This window comes from Lysinibacillus sp. Ag94 (assembly GCF_023242215.1).
Taxonomy (GTDB): domain Bacteria; phylum Bacillota; class Bacilli; order Bacillales_A; family Planococcaceae; genus Lysinibacillus.
Genome location: NZ_CP096780.1, coordinates 2,165,035 through 2,186,721, shown reverse-complemented (window position 1 = coordinate 2,186,721; position 21,687 = coordinate 2,165,035). Strand labels below are relative to the sequence as shown.

Genomic DNA, 21,687 nt, shown 5'->3' with positions numbered 1-21,687 from the left:
AAAAGACCAACTTTTGTAAGGGGAATGATATAGAAAAGTGAAAGTTCTTTCGCAGCATCTAAAATCCGTGGTTATTCAACATATGATCTAAAAGTACGACATCTTCAAATATTAGTTTTTTTAAAACATAAAAGCACTTTGCTTTAGACAAAGTGCTTTCATAATAAATTATTTTAATTTCATAATACTTGATCCAGCAATACCAGGATGTGTCATCTCATAAGGATCCAAAATTAAATCTAATTGTTCTTTCGTTAGTACGCCTTCTTCAATGCAAAGTTCACGAATTGAACGTCCAGATAAAATTGCTTCACGCGCAATTCGTGCAGCTACCTCATAGCCAATATGCGGGTTTACTGCTGTTAATACACCAACGCTTTTTTCCACATATTCTTTCATGCGGTCTTCATTTGCTTCAATATCCTTCAAGCAATTTTGTGTAAATGCTCGGAACACATTATTCATAATGCTAATAGATTGAATTAAGTTAAAGACTAGCACAGGCTCCATAACGTTTAATTCCAATTGTCCTGCTTCAGAGGCTAAAGAAATTGTATGGTCATTACCAATTACTTGGAATGCCACTTGGTTAAGAACCTCTGGCATAACAGGATTTACTTTCCCTGGCATAATAGAAGATCCAGGTTGACGAGCTGGTAAAATGATTTCCCCTAGACCCGCACGTGGACCGGATGCCATTAAACGAAGGTCATTAGCGATTTTCGACATATTAATCATACAGATTTTTAATGCGCCTGATACTTCTGTATAAGCATCTGTATTTTGTGTTGCATCCACTAGGTGTGTAGCGCCTTTAAGCGGCAATCCTGAAATTTCAGCAAGGTGTACATCAACTGATTGAATATAGTCTGGGAATGCATTTAATCCTGTACCAACAGCTGTTGCTCCCATATTTACATCATATAAATTTGGGCGAGTTTGACGAATACGCGCAATATCACGAGTGATAACACGGCAATATGCTTCAAACTCTTGTCCTAATCGAATCGGTACAGCGTCTTGTAAATGCGTACGACCCATTTTAATTACATGCGCGAATTGCTCTGCTTTTTGATGGAACACTGCTTGCATGTTTTCCATTGTTAGAAGTAGTTCATCTATCAAATTCAACACAGCAATATGAATTGCTGTTGGGAAAGCATCGTTTGTTGATTGTGACATATTAACATGGCTGTTTGGGCTTATTGATTTGTAGTCCCCTTTTTCTTTGCCCAAAATTTCTAAGGCACGGTTAGCAATAACCTCGTTGGCATTCATATTAATAGATGTGCCAGCTCCACCTTGAATTGGGTCAACGATAAATTCAGCATCCCATTCGCCATCAATAACTTCTTGTGCAGCCTCGACAATTGCATCCCCGATTTCTGTTGAAAGTAGGTGTACTTCCATATTACTCAAAGCAGCTGCTTTTTTTACAATACCCATTGCTTTAATAAGAGCAGGGTGAATTGTATATCCTGTAATCGGGAAGTTTTCAGTAGCACGAAGCGTTTGAATCCCGTAATAAGCATTGCTTGGTAATGCACGTTCACCTAAAAAGTCTTTTTCTATACGTTGTGTGGACATAATTGTCGTCTCCTTTTATGTAATACTCACACTTGATAGTAGCTAATTAATGCAGTATTGTAAACAGTCATTTGTTTGGAAAATGAAAATTTCACAAACTAAGCGTTACTATTAACATTAATGACCAGTAAATACAGCTTATAAAAGAAGATTTGATGAAGTGATTAAGCAATTGAACATTACGTTGTAGACATCATTCAAACAGACTAAGTAAAGATTTCAAGCGAGTTGACACAAACTAGTCAACTCGCTTGAAAATTGCGCATCGTTATTGATTAGAAGAAACTGTAAAACGACTGTTAACATGCTGCGGATTTTCAATTTCATCTAATACCGCAACAGCATAATCTGCATAGCTAACATAACTTTCACCAGCAGCATTTACTAATAAATGATCTTCCCCAGTTGTATAGCTACCTGTACGTGGACCCTCTGGATCAAAGAAAGCAGAAGGGCTTAAAAATGTCCAAGTAATAGTTGATTGTTGTAAGTCACGTAAATTTTCACCTTGGTTTTTAGCTGTCGCATAAAACATTTCTGGAAAATCTGGTGTATCCATTACTCGAATAGTTTTTTCAGGGTCTACAAAAAGACTACCCGCACCGCCGACAACAAATAATTTAGTAGGAATACCAGTAAAAATATCAATTAAATGACGGCCAGTTTTCACATGTAATTCCTCCTGACCAGAAGGAGCCCCAAATGCATTTACGACTACGTCAAAGCCTTTCACATCTTCTTGAGCTAATGCAAATACATCCTTTTCAATTACTGGTATATTCGCTGTTATTTTGGAAGCTGAACGAACAATCGCAGTGACATCATGACCACGTTGTAGTGCCTCCTCTACAATTTTTTGTCCTGCTTTCCCTGTTGCACCAATTACTGCTATTTTCATACTTATTATTCCTCCTATTTTTCAATTGTAACCATTTAAGTTACAGGTTGGATACAAAAGACCGACTTCGTTGATTTTAACGAAGTTGATCTAGCACATCCTGTAAAGTTTGTGCTTGTAGTTGTTCTTCCATTGCATGCCAAACAGATGTATAAACACCCTCCAATGTCCGTTGGATTTTTCGACCAACCGCACATGCTGGATTTGGCTCATCATGAATCGCAAAAAGCTGCTCTGGCCCATCAATCGCATGGTAAATGGCTAATAGCGTTAAATCTTTTGGCTCCACTAATAGATCATAGCCTGCAATTCCTGGTTGTGACGAAAGCAAGCCTGCTTTTTTAAGCACCCCGATCATTCGTCGCACGACAACTGGATTTGTATTGACACTACCTGCGATGAAATCAGACGTCAGCTGGCTTTTATCAGATGTTGTTGCAATGAGCGAAAGTATATGGATCGCTACCGAATATCGACTGTTCACCATATGTATCACCACCCGTTGTAACTATTATAGTTACAGGATTAAATAAAAACAAGCAAATTGCTCTATTTGCACCTGTATTTATTTTTAACCGTTATGAGAGTATTATACGATATTTATAACTGCTTTACGTAAATAACTAATTCTTGTCGTATTTCTCCATCTTCCTCATAAAAGTCTAAGTTATGAAATTCATACTTAAAATGACCAACTGGAAACGTCACACTCTCTCCTTGTGCCGCAGCCAATATACCCGCCACATCGTGTGACACCATTTGCAAAAGCTCTGTACCTAAAACCGAATCTACAAAGATCACGTTCATAATAAAACACCTCCTCAGCTATTATAGCTTAGAAGGCGCTTACATTTATAGTCTTTCTTTATAAGGTTTCAAGCGAATTTCCTCAACGACTTGCATCATTTTATGTATTTGCTCCTGTGTTAATTTTGTAGAGATGTGTGGTAGCTCATGTTGAAGAGTAAATTCCTCTTGTTGTTGAGGAGTATTGGTCAGCAATTTCGTCCTTAGACGCTGCTCACACCCTCTTCCGTCTATTTGAAAAATCAACGATCTCCTCACATCATTCACCTCTAAATTTTTATTAGGACTTCCAGATTAAAACTTATATCGGTAAAATTTTCATGAATTTAAATATCCTACTTATAAAGTGCTTAGGGATTTAGTTTAAAATAAATTAAGGATTTCTCTTTTCGCGGTAGTATCCTGCTATTTGATAGTTCTATCCGTCGCTTGGCTGGTTCTTTCCGTCACTCGGCTTCTGCTTTCCGTTGCTTCGACTCTTCTTTCCGTCACTCTGATCTCTTTCCTTCGCTTGGCCTCTGCTTTCCGTCGCTCGACTGGTTCTTTCCGTCACTTCGACCCTTCTATCCGTCGTTTGGGCCATTCTTTCCGTCGCTCTGATCTCTTTCCTTCGCTTGGCCTCTGCTTTCCGTCGCTCGGCTGGTTCTTTCCGTCACTTCGACTCTTCTATCCGTCGTTTGGGCCATTCTTTCCGTCGCTCTGATCTCTTTCCGTCACTCGGCCTCTGCTTTCCGTCACTTCGGCCCTTCTATCCGTCGCTTCGACTCTTCTTTCCGTCACTCTGATCTCTTTCCTTCGCTTGGCCTCTGCTTTCCGTCGCTCAGCTGGTTCTTTCCGTCACTTCGACTCTTCTATCCGTCGTTTGGGCCATTCTTTCCGTCGCTCTGATCTCTTTCCTTCGCTTGGCCTCTGCTTTCCGTCGCTCGGCTGGTTCTTTCCGTCACTTCGACCCTTCTATCCGTCGTTTGGGCCATTCTTTCCGTCGCTCGGCAGCTGCTTTCCGTCGCTCGACTGGTTCTTTCCGTCACTTCGACCCTTCTATCCGTCGTTTGGGCCATTCTTTCCGTCGCTCTGATCTCTTTCCGTCACTCGGCAGCTGCTTTCCGTCGCTTCGACCCTTCTATCCGTCGTTTGGGCCATTCTTTCCGTCGTTTGGGCCATTCTTTCCGTCGCTCGGCCTCTGCTTTCCGTCGCTTCGACTCTTCTTTCCGTCGTTTGGGCTATTCTTTCCATCGCTCTGATCTCCATCCATCACTTCACCTCCGCTATCCGACGCTCTGATCTCTTCACGTCACCCCGCCTCCGCTATCCGTCACTCTGATCTCTATCCATCACTCCGACTCTTATATCCCTCACCCCTGATTCCTTCCCATCACTCCGCCTCCGCTATCCGCACTCTGATCTCTTCCCGTCACTTCGCCTCTACTTCCCCTTCGCTTTGGCTACTATTCCTCACTCCGCCAGTTCTTCCGTCACCCCATCACACTTTGTAAAGTTAGTTTGTTTTAAAAAAACAGCAACCAAAATGGCTGCTGCTTCAGTTTAAACGGCAATTGGAGCTTTAATTGACGGGTGTGGATCATAGCCCTCAATAGAAAGATCTTCGAGTTCTATGTCAAAGATTGACGTTTTATTTGGATTAATTTTTAAGGTTGGTAGGTCCTTAGGCTCGCGCGAAAGCTGTTCTTTTACTTGCTCCACGTGATTTAAATATATATGAGCATCCCCAATGCTATGAATAAATTCGCCAACTTCTAAACCACATTCATGTGCAATTAAATGTGTCAGTAATGCATATGAGGCAATATTAAATGGACAGCCTAATAATGTATCAAGGCTTCTTTGCATTAGCTGACAGCTTAATTTTCCATTTGCGACATAAAATTGGAACATCACGTGACAAGGAGGTAATGCGGCTTTACTACCTTTTGCTCCTGCATTGATAACATCTTCTGGATTCCACGCATTGACAATAATGCGTCGTGAATCGGGATTGTGTTTGATTTGATCGATTACATCTTGTAATTGATCGATGCTTTCCCCAGTTGATGTTGTCCAATTACGCCATTGCTTGCCATAAACATTCCCTAGTTCTCCATATTTACGTGCAAAGTCATCGTCTGTTAAAACGCGCTCACAAAATGAGGCTAACTCTTTTTTGTAGTCTGCATTGAAAGACTCGTCCACTAAGCAACGGCGACCGAAGTCTGACATGTCAGGACCTGAATATTCATCGGACTCAACCCATTTTTTAAATGCCCATTCATCCCAAATATGATTATTATTTTGCAGTAAATAACGAATATTTGTGTCCCCTTTTATGAACCAAAGCAGCTCACTTGCAACAAGTTTAAATGGTACACGTTTAGTCGTTAAAAGAGGAAAACCCTCGCTTAAATCAAATCGCATTTGATAGCCAAATACACTATATGTACCAGTACCTGTTCGATCTTCCCTTTTAACGCCACTCTCTAATATATGTTGTAGTAAATTTAAGTACGCGATTTCTGGATGCGCCATGTTAATCAACAGCTCCTTCATGTATGCTGTTGACCATTATAACATCTAGGACGTCCAAATATAAAAACAATATTTACATATCAGAGCCAAAGAAATTGTTTTCTAGCTCTTTTGCGATTTCACGCTCAATTGTGAAAAAAAACGTTGGTAATAAAATAATATTAAATAAAATAGGAACGATAATCAGTAAAAGATCTATCCCTGGAGTAAAATAGACACTAAATGCAGTCAATAATCCTGACATGACTAGAAATATAATTTGCACACCGATAATCATTAACGGAATGATTTGGTACATATAGTTAAGTTTTCGGAACTGATGCATGTTTTCTGGATCTTCTATAATTTTCTTTTTTAAACGTCTTGATAAAAATATACAGGCGAAAAGCTGTGCAATAATAAAGCTAAAATAAATAACACTATGTAGAACCATTTGCCCTTTCATAACCGTGCCATTAAAATGTCCGACCCGCTGCTGTAGTAGGTTGTTAACCGCTCCCTCGTAAACATATTCCTGCTTACTAAAATTAGTGGGCGGTTCCACAAAGCCGAGCGTTGCCCAATCCTTTGAGTTGGCTTCCCAGTCGATTAATTTGCTTGCCAAAATGCGTAATTGAATAGCATCATTTTCACCAAACATCCCTACTAAAAAAGTATAGGGTATCGCTACCTTCATTTGCCCATTGTGTTTTTCATTAATTAAATCTTTAATGGAAAAAGTATACGTAACATCTGTTTGGTGAGCTTCATAACGAGCATCCCCGATCTTCCAATGACTTTCTAAGGAAGATTCAATATTATTCTTCATCTCAGCATACGGCGTATCTTTATGTAAATGCTTAGGAATTTTATAGACAAAACGATTGTCCCCCCCAATAATGCACACATCAACTTTCACCGCATCATTCTCAAGGTCCTTAGCGATTATTGTCATCGGGTACGACATTATGCCGACTAGAAAAAAAAGGATTATTGGCAATCCTTTCTTTTTCATGCAACGCTCCTCCTTTTCGTCACATATGCTAGATTTAAACTATCATAGGCAACACCGAAAAAACTACTTCGTTTTTCCGAAAAGGCAATAGTGGTTTTCCGAAACTCCTTATTTCGGTATTCCAAAGTTACCAAAAATTATGGATAATAAATAGTAATTAAGATTGAAATGGGGTCATATTATCATGCAAATAATTGAGAGAAAACGATGAGTAAATGGACTTATAGTATTTTCATAACCTACCTACTACTAGGTATTTATGTGCTCATAGTGGCAATGCGAATCCCTTTACTTGGTATTTTAGTGGACACAACTAGCCAAAAACCAGTCATAACTGAGTTCTATTACCCAACATGGGCACAGCAAAATAACATTGAAAAAGGCGATATGTTACTGACAATTGATGGCATTCCTGCAGAAAATATTCGTTCAATCCAACTCGATTCAATCGTTAGAAGTGCTAAGGAATTAACGTTTATGAAAACGAATGGTGAATTTCATTCGGTTAAAGCTAAGCATAAAGATAATCCGGAAGAATTTTATTTACAAATTATTTTTCCACTGTTTTATTTTGTCCTATCTTTAGGTGTTGCCATCTATTTATGGCAAAAAAATAAAGATAATCAACTAACTAGTCTACTAACATTATTTTTATTAACTTGTTCTTTGACCTATATTAGTTGTGGGGCCTCGAGTAGAGGAAATTTAATTGGAGAAGCAGTAATAAGTATTGGTATCGTATTATGCATATTACTTTTTATTCACTTTTTACAATTTTACTTCCGATACCTACATCTAGAATGGCCGTACCTCAATACCAAATGGCTTTATTTATTACTACTAATTATACCTTGCTGTAATTTCATAATGAGAATGAATTCTGATTTTCGGGTAATAACAGCATTAATTTATTTAACGATATTTGCTGTTCTTGTTCTCTATGCCATCTATATTTTACTAACGAGTTATTTACGAACTAAGCTGGCAAAAATCCGTCTGATCACCATTGCATTTATTACGCCTTTTTTGCCATTTTTACTATTATTCGTTATACCCGAAATTTTAGGTCAAAACCCTATTTTACATGCCGAGGTAGCTGCATTATTTTTATTGTTTATTCCTTTTTCTTTTATTTTCATTCAAGTGAACGAACGATTATTCGATATTGAATATCAATTATCTCGTTTGCGCTATTATTCAACACTTGCTTTTTTCAGTGCATTAATCTTAACAACAGGCATTTCCATATTGATTATTGACACATTATCGATTATTCAAATTACGAGCGTCTTTATCCTTATATTCCTCGTTATCATTGCTAGTTTTTATATAAAGGAGCAGCTTGATTTTAAGTATCGAAAGATTATTTTTTCATCTACTGGTAATTATGTACATAATTTATATGCTGCCGTTAATCGTATGGGTAAGGCAAAAAATCAGCAAGAATTACTAGAGCAATTCAAATATGAGATAACAGAAAAGCTTGGTACTACAGCTTTTACGATTACAACAATAACAGAAGATACGCCATTCTCTCGCGGTGAAGTCAACTTAGTGGATAACATGACGCACCTGTTATTACATGATTCAGGTGATGAGAAAATCATGTTAACCATTCGACATGCATTACAAAAAGAGGAGCTTCTTTGGTTAGAGTTACTTGCGCTCTATGTTTCAATGTTTATTGATAATTTAAAGCTCATTGAAGATTTAATAAGTGAAATAAGGCTTATGAAGGATAGCAATGATACTCAGCTTCCTTGGCTCGATAAGTTATTATGGAATATCATTGAAAAGGAAAAAAGTATTTTAGCGCAAGAATTACATGACACTATATTACAGGAACAACTTCATTTAGGGAGAGAGTTAGATGTAATTGCTAGTGCGCCTATTATCAATAAAGAAAAGGTATTAGATATTCGAGAGCAATTGCTAAATGCATCGAAGGATTTACGTGAGTATTGTGAGAATTTAAGCCCTCCATTACTGGATACATTTGGGCTACAAATCGCCTTAAAAAAACTCATTCAAAAGGTAAAAATACGTGCCGATTTTTTATTAAACGCCCAAATAGAACGCGTCCAATTTCAGGATGCAACCTTACATTTAGTTGTCTATCGACTTGTGCAGGAGCTTTTAAATAATGCCATTAAGCATGCTGAGGCAACTGAAGTATCACTAAAACTACAAGTGATCAATCGCGGCTTTACCCTTCAATACGAAGATAATGGCATTGGCTGCGATATTGAAGATTTAATGCAATCTTCCGCTTCAATGGGTATTAACGGAATTCGAGAACGAGTCCGTGCTTTTAATGGCGACATCACGATAACCTCCAGGCAAAAAGAAGGCATGCAAATTTTTATTCAAATACAAGAGGACGTGGAATCATATGATTGATATTCTTATTGTAGATGACCATCCTGTCGTTTTAGATGGTACGAAAACATTATTACAGGATTTAACAAATGTCCAAATAGACACAGAGCAGGATAGTGCCGCTGTTCTGTCTAGAATGGACGCTCAAGCTTTTCAATTATTTTTAATCGATATAAATATGAAGCCCGTCAACGGTATCCAGCTTTCGGAAATGATTAAGAAAAAGCAACCAGAAGCACTGATTATACTCTACACAGGCTATGAGCTTTCCGATTATTACGAATTACTAATTGAAAAAAAGGTCGATGGATTATTATCAAAGCTTGCCACAAAACAGCAAGTTATTCAAACCATTGAAGCCGCACTTAGAGGCGAGATCCTGCTAGCAGCTGATTTTTTAGATTTTGTACAGCAGCGCATCAATTTACCAAATATGCAGCAAGAGATTTTACTAAGCGACAAGGAGCAAGAAATATTACAGCTTGTCGCACAAGGTTGTACGAATAAAGCAATTGCTTCAGCTATTGGGGTCACGCAGCGCACTGTTGAAAACTATTTATCCAAACTTTTTGTCAAACTAAACGTAGAATCACGTGCTGAGGCAGTCATTGTCGCTAAAGAAAAGGCGTGGATCAACTAATTATATTGAAAATAGCTTTAATGTAAATTTTTTCTTACAAAAAGCGGAATATACTGGATAAATATTGGGTACTGTTATATAATAAAAACAATAATTACATTACTTCATCTTAGCCGTTAAAATCACGTATTCAAAAGTAATACGAGCTTTTGAATACGTGATTTTTTGCAAGTGATCGAAGCAATATGATTGTTTAATTTTTTTGGGAGGTTGTTCACATGACACAAGGTACAGTAAAATGGTTTAACGCGGAAAAAGGTTTTGGCTTTATCGAGGTAGAAGGTGGAAATGATGTATTCGTACACTTCTCTGCCATTCAATCAGATGGCTTTAAAACTTTAGAAGAAGGCCAAAAAGTAGAATTTGGCGTAGAAGAAGGAAACCGCGGACCACAAGCAACTAATGTTGTAAAGCTTTAATTTTAGCTTTAGAATAAACAGTGCAAAATCCAAGAGACATCCAAATTATGGATGTCTCTTTTTTACGGTTATTTTATTTGTACAGCTTCAAATTTGAAAGATTGTATATCATAGTCAACGTTCCAAAATGCAGAAAGAATTAGCCCTTATACAGGTACAGGCATATCTCCCTAATGCGCTATCCACTTAAATGAAAGCTAAAATAGCACAATCGTTGCTACAGACAATTCCATGTACAAATAATGCGAAATATTGACTTTCCGCCCCTGTGAGACTCACAATGCTTAATTTTGTATTTCATGAGAAATACAGAACATTAGCCCATTCAACATATTCACTAAATTCCATTTACAACATCCTTACGCGTAAGAATGTAAACCTGCAATGATTAAATTTACAAATACTTGATTAAACACGATAATGCCAAAGCCAATAATCGCTAACCAAGCTGTCCTTTCCCCTTCCCAGCCTTTGGAAAGACGGAAATGAAGGAACGCTGCATAAAATAAAAATGTAATAAGTGCCCATACTTCTTTAGGGTCCCAGCCCCAATACCTACTCCAGGCAATTTGTGCCCAAATCATGGCAAACAAAAGTCCACCTAAAGCAAACAGCGGAAAACCTATCACAACAGCTCGATATGTAATTTCATCCATTAATGTTGGTTGTACACGATTGGTTAATGGCTTTAATAAAACAATTAACGGTTTTCTCGTAATGAGGAAAATCACTGCATATAAAATTGTACCGGCAATAAATGCCCATACGATTGAATTTAATTTCTTCGCATCTACCTTATTTGTAATCTGTAATAGGCCGACCTGATCCCCACTAGTTGTTACTGCATCTTTATTGACAATTAGCGGTGTCATCGTATAAACGGCTGTTTCCACCTTATCTAGCTTATTTTCAAATTGAACCTCGACTTTATCTACCGCTATGTCACAATATGTGGCAACAATTATAAAGCCAATCACAACAACTAAATAATACAGAACAATTTCTAAGAAGAGTGCACTAAGCGAGAATTTAGAAACATCTAATGTTCTTAATAAATAAATAATACCGGTTGCGAACGAAATCGATAAAATAGCACTTGAAAATGCAACTGTCATAACATGAATCGTTAACCAATTGCTTTGCAGTGATGGAACAAGTGGTGAAACCGTTTTTGTAAAAACGCTTCCATAACCGATAATAATTAATGACACAGGGATGGTAAACAAACCGACAACAATTTGCTTATATAAAAAATGAATGATTAAATAGCTACCAGTTAGCATGATACCAAAGAACGTCATAAACTCATACATATTACTTACAGGTGCATGATCAACAGCAAGCCACCTTAATATGAAATACACTAGTTGTAAAGCAAAAGCAATATATGTAAGTAGAAGCCCGACTTTTCCAAACATTTTTCCTTTTGATTTTACGGCAAGTCCAATCGGTATAATAGCGATTAGTAGTAAAATAAATGCCACGAACAATGAATTACTACTTAAACTTAATAATGATTCTTTACTCAATGCAACATCCTCCAATGTATTTTTTGGGAAATCGCATAATTACTCCCAATAAAAATAACGTGATTCATGAAAATAAGTGCCATCATTCCCCTTTAAATAATATTATTTTTTCGGAATTGTTACATTTTTGTGGCGAAAATACAGAAAAGACTTCCTCATATCAAAAAAACCATCTATACAATCCGATAGATGGAAAATTACAAAAGTTGGCATCATTCTACCTACATCTTACTAAAAATTGAAATAATAGTCTATTTCTTTTTTGGTTAATATGTGACAATAAATATGCGCAAATGTTACATAACGTTATGTGAGACAAGTGGAGGTATACATGAAACAAAATATATATGACCATCCGGAATTTTACCATCAATATAAAAAGCTCCGTCAAGCACCGTATAACTACAATAACTTGCTTGAACAACCAGCGTTAAAATCCTTACTTCCTAATTTAACTAATTTACAGATACTTGATATCGGCTGTGGAATGGGACAATTTGCATACTATTGTATAGAAAATAACTCACAGCATGTAACAGCTATTGATGTTTCAGAAAATATGCTGGCAATCGCTCAATGTGAACATGCTCATCCGCATATAGACTATTATTTGCAAGCGATAGAAGATTATCAGGCAGCTCCTGACAGCTTTGATTGTATAACAAGCTCTCTTTCCTTACATTATATAAAGGATTTTAGTGCAGTCATTGGTAAAATCGCTAGAATGCTTCGTCCTGGTAGCATTTTTATTTTTTCTGTAGAGCATCCGATTGTTACTGCTCGTAAAACAACGGAGGATAATTGGCTTTATGATGATAGCGGCAATAGGAGCCATTACGCAATTGACAATTACCATGATGAAGGTTTGCGTGAGCGGCCATGGCTTGTGGATGGTGTTGTTAAATATCACCGTAGCATTTCCACAATCATCAATACATTGATTGAACATGAATTAACAATAGAAAAAATGCTAGAGCCAATTCCTGATTCAGAGGCTGTTGAAAAACTGCCTTCCTTAGAAAAAGAGCATCGTAGCCCTTCGTTTTTATTAATAAGAGCAAGAAAATAACTTTTCAAGTCTCGTAGCCTTAACTCTTCTACGAGACTTGCATTTATCTATTCTTTACTTAAATTTCACAAAAATAATTTCTGGATCACCATCATCTAAGTTTTCAATATACCCACTTTTTATAAATCCCGCCATTTCAAATACCTTTTGCATACTAGTATTTGATTGGTTAGTAGAAGAAAAGATTTTTGGAGTGGCTGCCATTTCCACATAAAAGTTTAATAATGTTGTGGCAATGCCCTTTCTTCTCTCAGTTGGTTTGACAATCACTAATGAGATGAAGCTATTGTCAAAAAAATCATTTGTAAAAATGAGAAAACCCGCAATACCTTTTTCAGTTTGTTGAATGATACATCGCTTTTCATTAATAGCTGTATGCAAATAGTCCCTTCGCGAAAAATCTCCAATTACTTCTTGATCAATTGCACAAATTTCATCGAAATGCTCTATACGTGCTTCCAGCAAGTCTTTCATTCTGTCCCCTCATTTCTTTTATATACGAGAAATTAATTAGATTCCTTCCTCTTACAAGTACAGCATTTTTAATCAAGCGTGTCTCTACTATTTTTACTAATGTAATAACTCATCACTTTAATCTCAGCCCTAAACCCCTTCGCCAGCCTTCCTTCATCGACAAATCCGCATTTTTTATAAAGTGATTGTGCAGCAGTATTCGGCAAATTAACCCCTAGCACAAGCTCATTGATATAAGGAAAATGCGTCAAAACAAAGTCCGGCAAAAGTTGTAATGCTGCTTTCGCATAGCCTTTCCCTTGTTCATAAAAGTCTGTCGAAAAGGCACGGATTAAAATCGCCTGTTCGTTAGAGGAATATGGCTTGACACCCTCATGTTCATGCAATACAAAAAATGTCACAAGCCTGTCTTCATCTAATACAAGAACGGCATGACGATTTTCATCCTGCATCACTAGTTCAATGCTCTCTTTCGGAGACATCGTATAGCGAAGCTGCTCCTCTGTAATCGTATATCGTTCAATTAAATGCTCATCTTTTTCTTCATAAAATTTTAATCTCATGAAAGCTCTCCTTTACATCTTTAATCCTAGTAATCTACCTCACTAATCTCCCCTTCAAAAATACGCTCTTAGTTCTGTTTTAAATCGTATTTGGAGGATTTTACCTTATAATAAATGACAAATATAATGTATTCTAACATGATTTATAATTTTATTGTGAGAGTAGGTGTAAATTAAGAGAGAGCTTTAAAGCGAAAATGGAATACAATTGGTTAGGCTTATGTTGTCGGCTCTACGGCGTATGATTTACTCGTAGATTAAGATATCGATATCGAAACTAGCGGACGAAAAGGTCCTTTATATCAAGGGATTTAATATCGTTAATGAACAATAGTGAGTCGAAAGAAGAACTACTTAAGAATCTCTATTAGATTGAGATACTTGGTGCATAGACGATTTTGTAAATTGGAAGTGATAGCCAAACGCATTAGCGCCCTACTAGCAAAGCTATAATTAATAGATTCATCACTAAAGAGATTACATTTATTTACGCTGAATAGAATGAAGACTAGGCTACTCCTTGAGAACAGATCTTAGCGTCACAGATGAGACCGCCTGTAGCGAGGGCACTGAAAAAGTCTATATCTTCTCACATCGCGAGGTATTAAACGAGTAAATCGTTGAATACCTCGCTTTTTTCATTTGGCACTGTGACTCTACTGTTGTTTTCCGAAGCATTCCGCTCGCTTTCCGCGGGCGAGCGCCGAGCCTCCTCCTACGCTTCGCTTCGTGCGGGGTCTCGTCTGTCTCGCTTTCCCGCAGGAGTCGAGCGATGCTTCTCCAAACAACGCAATGTATCACACTATTATTTTAGTCACGCTTTCCTTTATAATAAAAGAATTAATGTGCAGGTAGTGCCCCCGATGATTTCAAATCAAGAAACCCTTAATTTAACACAAGGACCACGAAAAGAAGAAGACAAGTTTGAGTTTAATAAAGACGCTGGAATGTTTGTTTGTAAGGCCGGTCATCTCGCGACAAGAAAAGCACGTACGGGCAAAAAAGGATCGAGTATGAGTCATATTATTTTGACATTGAAAAATGCAAAGTATGTCCAATGAGAGATGGCTGTTATAAAGAAGGCGCAAAAAGTAAAACATATTCTGTCACAATTAAGTCGGATACACATGCCGAACAAGAGGCATTTCAAAATACGGAAGCATTTAAGCAATTAGCCGCAAATCGCTACAAAGTAGAAGCGAAGAATAGTGAATTAAAAACGGACACGGGTACGATACGGCATCGACTGCGGGTCTATTTGGCATGGAAATTCAAGGTGCTACAACGATATTCGCTGTCAATTTAAAACGGATATTAAAGCTATTAAACGAAAATAAATAAGGAATAAGGAATAGAGACAGAAATAAGGCACTTCCTGTTCAAAATTGAACAAGAAATGCCTTATTTTTATCTGAGAAAGGTTCGCTTTTATGAAAACGTAAGTTTTTCAGTGCCCTCCCTGTAGCGAAGCAAATGTTTTCTGTGCAAAAGTTTAATGCTATCGCAGCGTCAGCACAAAGCACCAGTTGGAACGGAAAATCAAGTCCACATGATGGTGATGAGCATTTAAAAACAATTGTTTCTACTAATTACCAAAAATGCTACTATAATGATAGCTAAACTAAAGGAGTTGGGCATATGAGCGCAGAGATTGCAGTAGATGTTTTGTTTATACACCAAATAATCCAAGGGATGTAAACTCTAACTGCAGCCCTTGAACAAGGGAGAAAACAAATGGAAAATTATTTTAATGAATTTCTTACAGGACAATCTATTACTTTACAGCAAATGACTTCTTCGGACTTGGAGGCATTTGTAAAAATCGAAAGCGAAAAAAATACGTTGTTACTTGCCAATGACGATATTCCCTTTCCAAACACCTTTGAGGATCACGCTTCATTCTTTCAAAGTATTAGTGGAAAAAAAGAGGAGTTTATTTTCGGTGTATTCGAAAAGTCTTCAAATGAGCTTATCGGCTCCTGTGGCGTCTATGGAATCAACTGGAAAAGCAGTACTTGCTTTGTAGGTATCTCAATTGGCGAGCAATGGCACGGCAAAGGGCTTGGAACCGATGCTATGAAAACTCTTATTCATTTTATTTTTAATTATATTTCCATTAATAAAATTAAGCTTCAAGTTTTCAGCTTTAATAAAGGAGCTATTCGTTCCTATGAAAAATGCGGCTTTACAAAAGAAGGCTCTCTACGCAATGAGATTTTCCGCTTCGGTCAATTTCATGATGTAATTTTATTTGGTCTATTACGAGAAGAATGGAATCAAATAGGATAATAGTTGTTGCAAATATTTTGTTTTCTCGGTAAATTAAGAATATTCCACAATAAAATGAACCAAGAGGCCGAAATGGATCCTTTATAAAGTCGAATAATCTCTAAATTCACACAACACGATAACTAGAAAAACCGAACTATTCCGAAACCCTTCATAAGAGTTTCATTGGATAGTTCGGTATTTTGTCGGCTGAAACACATTTGTCCCAACCCCTCCAACACGAAAATGGATTGAAAGTTTTATTAAAATAAACATCCCAAATATTGCACCATTAAGACCATAATATTGTAAGGTGGTAATAGCTCGTTCCTTTGCAATTTTATTGGATTCTCTACCATCAAATGCGAAATTAAAGTGACTCCTCACTTGATGAATGGCAGCGTCAAAAATCAAGTATATTTCCATTAGATAATATTCTTTTTTTAAAGAATCAATCGTTTATCAGTAATTTATGTTTTTGAGCTCTTTTATATGGTTGAATATATCGTATGAATATTTTTATTTTCAAATAATCTAGGTACACGATCCCTATCCTCAACCCTTTACTAGAAAGCGGGCGATTGACTTCATCAGCGTTATAGTGAGAATGCGAATGTCTTACAAAATATAGGGTAGTCCTTGTAGTTCCCTCTAGTTTTCTTCAGACTTTGCCTTCTTTTCTTTTATATAATTGTATAGGTCAACCTTCCACATACCATCCTCTCTTAATAAGGCATATGTCTTACCGTAGTGCGAGCTTCCAAAAATTATCTCTAATTGAACAATTGCTATACTTTCAGTGCTAGAATCCTTATTCAAAGAAATACTATCGTAGTATCTGTACATTAAATAATTTTGAATATCCTCATCTAATAAATAATCTATATATTCTGCTATAAAGGTTTCTTTATCTGGTAGCTCATTGTTATTGTAAGTAATAGCATAGAGTTTATCAAAATTATGCTCAAATATTAAATTCATCATAATTAACACTATTTCCTCTGGGGTAAAAGTCTTTAGACTATTAATATTTCCTTTCTTCAAGAAGTCTTCATATAACGCTCTTTTTTCCTCCGGTAATTTCTCTAAATATGTAAAATCATAATGCTTATCGATAGTTGGAAGCGTTTGTTTTGATTGTTCCACGTGTTGAACCGAATCATTAGTAACCACTGTTGATTCTGAAGATTCTCCTGCTTTTCTTTTCTCTTCTGAACATGCTAATAGCATTAAACTAGTAACGATCATAATACTTAATAATGGCAACCTTAACTTCAACACCATAAACCTCCCCTATCATAGCAATTATGCAAACTCTATTCACCCATCATTCCATTTATTTCGAAAATTCTCAACATGATTAACCAACATGAAATCTCCTCAATAACAAACAACAAAGAAGGTTATTTGATAAATTGTGACAAGATACGAAATGCATTAAAATTTCAATAAATATCGACATAGTTTTCAATAGTAAAAAAGGAGCAAATCTATTAATTTTCAATCTTTGCCTATTCTTGAATACGGCCAAAAAAAAACCGTAACATTTTAATGTGATGGGTAATTAAATATATTATTAATACAATAAAAGGAAATATATATAGACTAAAATACTCAGCACTGGATTTTCTTATTTTTCGACTATATAATTATGAATATATTTTTCTATGACTAAATTACGAATTTCTCAACCTATACACAATGTGACATATTTTTCATTTTAGGTGAGATACAATGAAAAAGTTGAATCGAGGTCAATGTATTTCAAGAATATGAAGAAAAAATTATAGGGGGAAAAGATTTTGGTTAAGATATCGTTTAAACAATTCTTGAAGATGGAGATTGAAAATAAAAGGAAAGATATGTATAAAAAGGCTATGGATTTAGGTTTTACCCATCCTAGCGTGGTAGATTGTAGTCAAGAATTAGATGTCCTACTAAATAAATATTCAAAAGCGATCAACAAAGCTAGCTAAAACTATTTCCGATAATCTGTATAGTAGGTTCCGGTTTAAAACACACCATTTCCTATTGTTGTTGTAAAGATACGTATAAATAACATAAAAATGGGATATCTTCTTTATGACAGGAAAAGGAGGCCGAAAAATGCAGATGTTTTTATTATCATTGGTCGTTTCAAGCTTTTTACTACAGCAGCCTCAAGATTCAGTAGAAAATTCAGCACCGATTCTTTGCAAATCTTCTGGAACTACATCTTATAAATATCCTAATAATCAATATCAGACATTTCGTACTAAGAATGATTTTTACCATCAATTAGACAGGACAATCTATGAGGAATATAACGATGCTACCTTAAACATTCGTCAAAAAATAGCCTTTAAGGACGTACCGAAGGCTGAAGAAACATTTCATCTAAAAACAAATTTTATACGTAAAAAAATAGACCTCTCTCAACATACTTTTATTCATCCCAATCGACAAGTATATTTTTTAGCATCCTTTAAGCAAAATAATCAGGAGACTTATCATAAATACCTAGTCATTGACGCTGAGACACAAACTATCCTTTTAGGAGAAAGTAATTATCAAAAGAACAGCGCCAATTAAATCTATTTCGTTTGTTGTTTAATTTATTGTATGCTTGAAAATTGATTAATAGTAGCAAAATCTAAGAAAAAACCAACATTTTTAAGTAAATTTTACAAAAAACAAATATCACAACATTTATTTCATATTTTTAGCTCGCCTTTAGAGGGTTATGACTTCCCTCTAAAGGCGAGCTAAATTGTTTAATTCCCTTTGCTTTTGCTGTTGCAATGGTTTTTCAATTAATGCTTGCTACCCATATTTACGGAACAGTGACATGTTGACGATCCATTTCTTTATTACTAAGCACTAAAATATAAAGTATTTTTTCATTTGAGTTTCACAAATTTTATTTCCATGTCGATCGTCAATACTTACACGGATTTGTTCATTTTGTAAGCTTCCACTTTATGCTGTACATATTCTTAGTGTATATCTTTTACTTGTTGAGGTGCCACGATCCCATAATGCTCAATTAATATTCTTTTTGTGTAACAACCATGTACTTGCTGCATATTCTATTTTTAGCACTGTCTGTGTTCAAGCGAAGGTATATATCACAGAGCTCATCTTCTTTTCGCTCCCCTCATTCTCTATACTAAGTTTTCATCCACTTCGTACTTCTAACGTCTCATTGTGAGACTGCCACTTAATGTGAATGGTTGGGGCAGCATCCTTTTTAAATATTTTCGCACTTTCTTTTTTCTTTAAGATTAACTGTTTATCCTTATTTACTTGGTAGTCAATATAATTTTGCGATTCTTTAGACCCTTCTATCGTTATTTCTAAACCACCTAAATCTCCCTCTTCCCCAAGATAGAAAAGTTGTAAGCCCTCGTCGGTATTACTATGATATACGGCCTTCCAGTGCTCACTTTTCGCTATGTAATGGATCTCTTGTTGTTGATTCGTACTACAAGCAACTAACACAAACATCATTAAAATTAGGAAGCATAATTTTTTCATTAAATATCGATTTTCCTTTCTTTGAAAGTTATCTTACTAATATCAACTTCACTCTATCCTTCTTAATTCAAAGAAAAAGCTGTTAGGCTTGAATAATTATCATCAATGTAAATCCCCCTTACATGAATTGCGTAAACCAAGCAATATATTTTGCTCCTGGTAGAAATAATAGCTGTGCCAAAAATGTGCCTAGCAGTCTTGATGCCATCATCATTACAGATGCTCGTTTAAGACTTAAGTAGCTGCCTCTTTGATTGATCACATCATCTGCCAAAATGGAGATCTTAGGGTCAATAAATATAATGAGTAACATTGTCGCTATACCATTAATAAGTCCTGATGACATCACAGCAGTATTCGATCTTTCAGGAACTAATAAAGAGGCGTAAAGTGCAGACAAGACACCAATTGTATAGATGGCCGTTATAATGACATTCACGATAAATAATTTAATGGGAATGCTACGCCAGCTAATCTCCTTTAAATAAGAAAAGCTTGGCAAATGAATATGTTTTATTCCCCGTTTGAGATAGTCAATACTAAAACCCTTTTTGAATAATGCTGGAATGGAGCCTCTTTCCTCAGACAAATGAATAATAGCCCTTGAAAATATCGCTACAAATGTTGGCAATAGCAGAATACCTACCAATGTACCTAATGAAGCTGCGCCAATAAGAATACGGAATTGCTGTTCCACAAATGCCAATGTGTTTTCCTTTGGTGCTGTGTCAGTCAGACTTCCGGTAAAAGGCTGCTGCATCATGTTTGCTAGCCTTGAAAACATGACCATGACATTGAACAATGATAATGCTGAGGCTAATAATTTTACACGTGCACCCGATAATCGCACTGCATACGCAAGTGTCTCTATCGAGTGAATGATGAGAATAAACAAACCAATCATTATTAATTTATCTGTCAAAATATCCAAAACCTATTCCCTTCTTTTCGGTTGATGATTGGTATTCACTCTTGTTTTATTTTTAGTAATGTTTGAGCCAATCTCGTACATATACTTCCGATTCTTCACGAGGAGTTGTCGCTGATAGAGAAAGCGTTTGCATTTTACTTCTTAACAACTCCTTATCATCTGACTCCTCATCCATACGAATTCGAAAATCCAATTTTTTCCTCTAAGAACTTTTCACATCGGCATGGATATGTATCGTTCCTTATATTAAATTTATTTGAGTCGTCGCAACTTTCCTCAGTTAAATATATTGCAATTAATTCATCTAATGCTTGTTTTCATCTAACTGATTGCCATAGATTGAGATAGCGATGTGCTTTTGAACCACAGCAGCATATTTGTATAATTACTCTTCAATGACTATTACACTCCTTCCTTTTAATATTCTACGAAATTAACTTGAATAGGTTTCATTATTACCCTACCAAACATAAAAGCTATTCATTAGGTACTTTAATCCTAACGAATAGCTTTTTTATTATTTAATGATTGATTGCAAAGTCATTATTCCAGCTAGTTGAATCAGACAGCTGATAGGTCACCATATTGGCTGTTACTACAAGAATCACACCTGCGCTGGATTTATCTGAAGAAATAGGGTCCTCTAATTTTAATACAACATACCCCTCACCTCGTCCCAGAGGATCTATCGCATTTGTAGCGTTGATTTCGAAGGTTGTATACGTTTTCTCATTTGTAGCAGGGAGTAATTTTTCGTCCTTATAGAGTCCATTTTCCTTCAAATTATAGCAAACAGGCATCCATCCTTTTGACCAATCAATACTGCCCATTATTTCTTTTTTACGATGTGCCAGTTTGCCTATCGAAAATGTAAAATATATCTTTATAATAGCTTGATCTAATTGATTTTTTCCTTCACAATCAGCTGTAACTTCCAGGTTAATATCCCCGTTTGAATGCTTCCTAATAACCACTAAAATCACAGTAAAAATACAAATAACAAGTACTATGCCGATGACGACAAACCCCATTAAGTCCCTCCTAACATTTCAATGAATGTTACTATTAGATTATCATGTTTTAGTAGTATTAG

At 36.1% G+C, this 21,687-nt stretch carries 23 protein-coding genes and 1 pseudogene; 8 read left to right on the top strand and 16 right to left on the bottom strand.

The features are described 5' to 3' along the window. Positions 1-168 precede the first annotated feature (168 nt). From aspA to MY533_RS10045, 7 genes are all read right to left on the bottom strand, one after another. Positions 169-1,587: an aspartate ammonia-lyase gene (gene aspA, locus MY533_RS10075; protein WP_248719010.1), complete on the bottom strand. Its 1,419-nt coding sequence runs from the start codon at positions 1,585-1,587 to the stop codon at positions 169-171. 268 nt (positions 1,588-1,855) lie between these two features. Further along, on the bottom strand, positions 1,856-2,485 hold the full coding sequence (locus MY533_RS10070) for an NAD(P)-dependent oxidoreductase (protein WP_132358117.1): 630 nt from the start codon (positions 2,483-2,485) through the stop codon (positions 1,856-1,858). 76 nt (positions 2,486-2,561) lie between these two features. Then, the gene (locus tag MY533_RS10065; RefSeq protein WP_248719009.1) at positions 2,562-2,972 is read right to left on the bottom strand and encodes an Rrf2 family transcriptional regulator; all 411 of its coding nucleotides are present in this window, start codon (positions 2,970-2,972) and stop codon (positions 2,562-2,564) included. 113 nt (positions 2,973-3,085) lie between these two features. Beyond that, positions 3,086-3,292 carry a thymidylate synthase gene (locus MY533_RS10060; RefSeq protein ID WP_142507970.1) on the bottom strand — a complete coding sequence of 69 codons (207 nt, stop codon included), beginning with the start codon at positions 3,290-3,292 and terminating at the stop codon, positions 3,086-3,088. Between the two features lie 45 nt (positions 3,293-3,337). Then, a complete protein-coding gene (locus MY533_RS10055) occupies positions 3,338-3,538 on the bottom strand; it encodes a hypothetical protein (protein ID WP_132358123.1) in 201 nt (66 codons plus the stop codon). A 1,296-nt stretch (positions 3,539-4,834) separates the two neighbouring features. After that, on the bottom strand, positions 4,835-5,812 hold the full coding sequence (locus MY533_RS10050) for a thymidylate synthase (protein WP_248719008.1): 978 nt from the start codon (positions 5,810-5,812) through the stop codon (positions 4,835-4,837). A gap of 73 nt (positions 5,813-5,885) precedes the next feature. Further along, the gene (locus tag MY533_RS10045) at positions 5,886-6,806 is read right to left on the bottom strand and encodes a hypothetical protein (protein ID WP_248719007.1); all 921 of its coding nucleotides are present in this window, start codon (positions 6,804-6,806) and stop codon (positions 5,886-5,888) included. A 207-nt stretch (positions 6,807-7,013) separates the two neighbouring features. Here MY533_RS10045 and MY533_RS10040 point away from each other — a divergent pair, with 207 nt between their 5' ends. The 3 genes from MY533_RS10040 to MY533_RS10030 all read left to right on the top strand — a co-directional run bounded on the left by MY533_RS10040 (position 7,014) and on the right by MY533_RS10030 (position 10,244). Continuing rightward, complete coding sequence (locus MY533_RS10040; RefSeq protein ID WP_248719006.1) at positions 7,014-9,206, top strand: sensor histidine kinase; 2,193 nt, start codon at positions 7,014-7,016, stop codon at positions 9,204-9,206. Then, on the top strand, positions 9,199-9,825 hold the full coding sequence (locus MY533_RS10035) for a response regulator transcription factor (RefSeq protein ID WP_132358131.1): 627 nt from the start codon (positions 9,199-9,201) through the stop codon (positions 9,823-9,825). Before MY533_RS10040 ends, MY533_RS10035 begins: the two co-directional genes overlap by 8 nt. A 218-nt stretch (positions 9,826-10,043) precedes the next feature. After that, positions 10,044-10,244, top strand: a complete 201-nt coding sequence (locus tag MY533_RS10030; protein WP_053592785.1) for a cold-shock protein — start codon at positions 10,044-10,046, stop codon at positions 10,242-10,244. Between the two features lie 359 nt (positions 10,245-10,603). Here MY533_RS10030 and ccsB read toward each other — a convergent pair whose 3' ends face one another. Continuing rightward, a complete protein-coding gene (gene ccsB / locus MY533_RS10025) occupies positions 10,604-11,773 on the bottom strand; it encodes a c-type cytochrome biogenesis protein CcsB (RefSeq protein WP_248719005.1) in 1,170 nt (389 codons plus the stop codon). 331 nt (positions 11,774-12,104) lie between these two features. Here ccsB and MY533_RS10020 point away from each other — a divergent pair, with 331 nt between their 5' ends. After that, on the top strand, positions 12,105-12,842 hold the full coding sequence (locus MY533_RS10020; protein WP_248719004.1) for a class I SAM-dependent methyltransferase: 738 nt from the start codon (positions 12,105-12,107) through the stop codon (positions 12,840-12,842). A 54-nt stretch (positions 12,843-12,896) separates the two neighbouring features. Here the strand turns inward: MY533_RS10020 and MY533_RS10015 are convergent, their stop codons facing one another. Together MY533_RS10015 and MY533_RS10010 are read right to left on the bottom strand one after the other, a co-directional pair. After that, positions 12,897-13,316, bottom strand: a complete 420-nt coding sequence (locus tag MY533_RS10015; protein ID WP_248719003.1) for a GNAT family N-acetyltransferase — start codon at positions 13,314-13,316, stop codon at positions 12,897-12,899. Between the two features lie 68 nt (positions 13,317-13,384). Continuing rightward, positions 13,385-13,879 (bottom strand): GNAT family N-acetyltransferase, encoded by a 495-nt coding sequence (locus MY533_RS10010; RefSeq protein ID WP_248719002.1) that lies wholly within the window; start codon positions 13,877-13,879, stop codon positions 13,385-13,387. Positions 13,880-14,769: 890 nt separating this feature from the next. Between MY533_RS10010 and MY533_RS10005 the strand changes: the two are divergent. Continuing rightward, positions 14,770-15,220, top strand: a pseudogene (locus MY533_RS10005) (transposase); the annotation flags it as partial. Positions 15,221-15,613: 393 nt separating this feature from the next. Next, a complete protein-coding gene (locus MY533_RS10000) occupies positions 15,614-16,168 on the top strand; it encodes a GNAT family N-acetyltransferase (protein ID WP_248719001.1) in 555 nt (184 codons plus the stop codon). Positions 16,169-16,330: 162 nt separating this feature from the next. Here MY533_RS10000 and MY533_RS09995 read toward each other — a convergent pair whose 3' ends face one another. Both MY533_RS09995 and MY533_RS09990 read right to left on the bottom strand, forming a co-directional pair. Then, positions 16,331-16,573 carry a hypothetical protein gene (locus tag MY533_RS09995; RefSeq protein ID WP_248719000.1) on the bottom strand — a complete coding sequence of 81 codons (243 nt, stop codon included), beginning with the start codon at positions 16,571-16,573 and terminating at the stop codon, positions 16,331-16,333. 225 nt (positions 16,574-16,798) lie between these two features. Beyond that, positions 16,799-17,425, bottom strand: a complete 627-nt coding sequence (locus MY533_RS09990; RefSeq protein ID WP_248718999.1) for a hypothetical protein — start codon at positions 17,423-17,425, stop codon at positions 16,799-16,801. A gap of 557 nt (positions 17,426-17,982) precedes the next feature. Here MY533_RS09990 and MY533_RS09985 point away from each other — a divergent pair. Both MY533_RS09985 and MY533_RS09980 read left to right on the top strand, forming a co-directional pair. Further along, positions 17,983-18,123, top strand: a complete 141-nt coding sequence (locus MY533_RS09985; RefSeq protein ID WP_198516187.1) for an aspartyl-phosphate phosphatase Spo0E family protein — start codon at positions 17,983-17,985, stop codon at positions 18,121-18,123. A gap of 130 nt (positions 18,124-18,253) precedes the next feature. Then, the gene (locus tag MY533_RS09980; RefSeq protein WP_248718998.1) at positions 18,254-18,718 is read left to right on the top strand and encodes a hypothetical protein; all 465 of its coding nucleotides are present in this window, start codon (positions 18,254-18,256) and stop codon (positions 18,716-18,718) included. A gap of 585 nt (positions 18,719-19,303) precedes the next feature. Here the strand turns inward: MY533_RS09980 and MY533_RS09975 are convergent. The 4 genes from MY533_RS09975 to MY533_RS09960 all read right to left on the bottom strand — a co-directional run bounded on the left by MY533_RS09975 (position 19,304) and on the right by MY533_RS09960 (position 21,625). Further along, entirely contained in the window at positions 19,304-19,663 is a 360-nt protein-coding gene (locus MY533_RS09975) for a hypothetical protein (RefSeq protein ID WP_248718997.1), read from the bottom strand. Between the two features lie 118 nt (positions 19,664-19,781). Then, a complete protein-coding gene (locus MY533_RS09970; RefSeq protein ID WP_305884029.1) occupies positions 19,782-20,567 on the bottom strand; it encodes a lipid II flippase Amj family protein in 786 nt (261 codons plus the stop codon). Between the two features lie 79 nt (positions 20,568-20,646). Continuing rightward, positions 20,647-20,787, bottom strand: coding sequence for a hypothetical protein (locus tag MY533_RS09965; RefSeq protein ID WP_248718995.1), 141 nt, complete (start codon positions 20,785-20,787; stop codon positions 20,647-20,649). A 328-nt stretch (positions 20,788-21,115) separates the two neighbouring features. Then, entirely contained in the window at positions 21,116-21,625 is a 510-nt protein-coding gene (locus tag MY533_RS09960) for a hypothetical protein (RefSeq protein WP_248718994.1), read from the bottom strand. Positions 21,626-21,687: the final 62 nt, after the last annotated feature.

Coding starts and splice junctions, on each gene's coding strand:
- MY533_RS10045 (WP_248719007.1), bottom strand. CDS start 6,806: ATGAAAAAGAAAGGATTGCCAATAATCCTTTTTTTTCTAGTCGGCATA.
- MY533_RS10035 (WP_132358131.1), top strand. CDS start 9,199: ATGATTGATATTCTTATTGTAGATGACCATCCTGTCGTTTTAGATGGT.
- MY533_RS10000 (WP_248719001.1), top strand. CDS start 15,614: ATGGAAAATTATTTTAATGAATTTCTTACAGGACAATCTATTACTTTA.
- MY533_RS09995 (WP_248719000.1), bottom strand. CDS start 16,573: ATGGAAATATACTTGATTTTTGACGCTGCCATTCATCAAGTGAGGAGT.
- MY533_RS10010 (WP_248719002.1), bottom strand. CDS start 13,879: ATGAGATTAAAATTTTATGAAGAAAAAGATGAGCATTTAATTGAACGA.
- MY533_RS10065 (WP_248719009.1), bottom strand. CDS start 2,972: ATGGTGAACAGTCGATATTCGGTAGCGATCCATATACTTTCGCTCATT.
- MY533_RS10070 (WP_132358117.1), bottom strand. CDS start 2,485: ATGAAAATAGCAGTAATTGGTGCAACAGGGAAAGCAGGACAAAAAATT.
- MY533_RS09980 (WP_248718998.1), top strand. CDS start 18,254: ATGCAGATGTTTTTATTATCATTGGTCGTTTCAAGCTTTTTACTACAG.
- MY533_RS09975 (WP_248718997.1), bottom strand. CDS start 19,663: ATGAAAAAATTATGCTTCCTAATTTTAATGATGTTTGTGTTAGTTGCT.
- MY533_RS09960 (WP_248718994.1), bottom strand. CDS start 21,625: ATGGGGTTTGTCGTCATCGGCATAGTACTTGTTATTTGTATTTTTACT.
- MY533_RS10015 (WP_248719003.1), bottom strand. CDS start 13,316: ATGAAAGACTTGCTGGAAGCACGTATAGAGCATTTCGATGAAATTTGT.
- MY533_RS10050 (WP_248719008.1), bottom strand. CDS start 5,812: ATGGCGCATCCAGAAATCGCGTACTTAAATTTACTACAACATATATTA.
- MY533_RS10060 (WP_142507970.1), bottom strand. CDS start 3,292: ATGAACGTGATCTTTGTAGATTCGGTTTTAGGTACAGAGCTTTTGCAA.
- MY533_RS10020 (WP_248719004.1), top strand. CDS start 12,105: ATGAAACAAAATATATATGACCATCCGGAATTTTACCATCAATATAAA.
- aspA (WP_248719010.1), bottom strand. CDS start 1,587: ATGTCCACACAACGTATAGAAAAAGACTTTTTAGGTGAACGTGCATTA.
- MY533_RS09985 (WP_198516187.1), top strand. CDS start 17,983: ATGGAGATTGAAAATAAAAGGAAAGATATGTATAAAAAGGCTATGGAT.
- MY533_RS10040 (WP_248719006.1), top strand. CDS start 7,014: ATGAGTAAATGGACTTATAGTATTTTCATAACCTACCTACTACTAGGT.
- MY533_RS10030 (WP_053592785.1), top strand. CDS start 10,044: ATGACACAAGGTACAGTAAAATGGTTTAACGCGGAAAAAGGTTTTGGC.
- MY533_RS09970 (WP_305884029.1), bottom strand. CDS start 20,567: ATGATTGGTTTGTTTATTCTCATCATTCACTCGATAGAGACACTTGCG.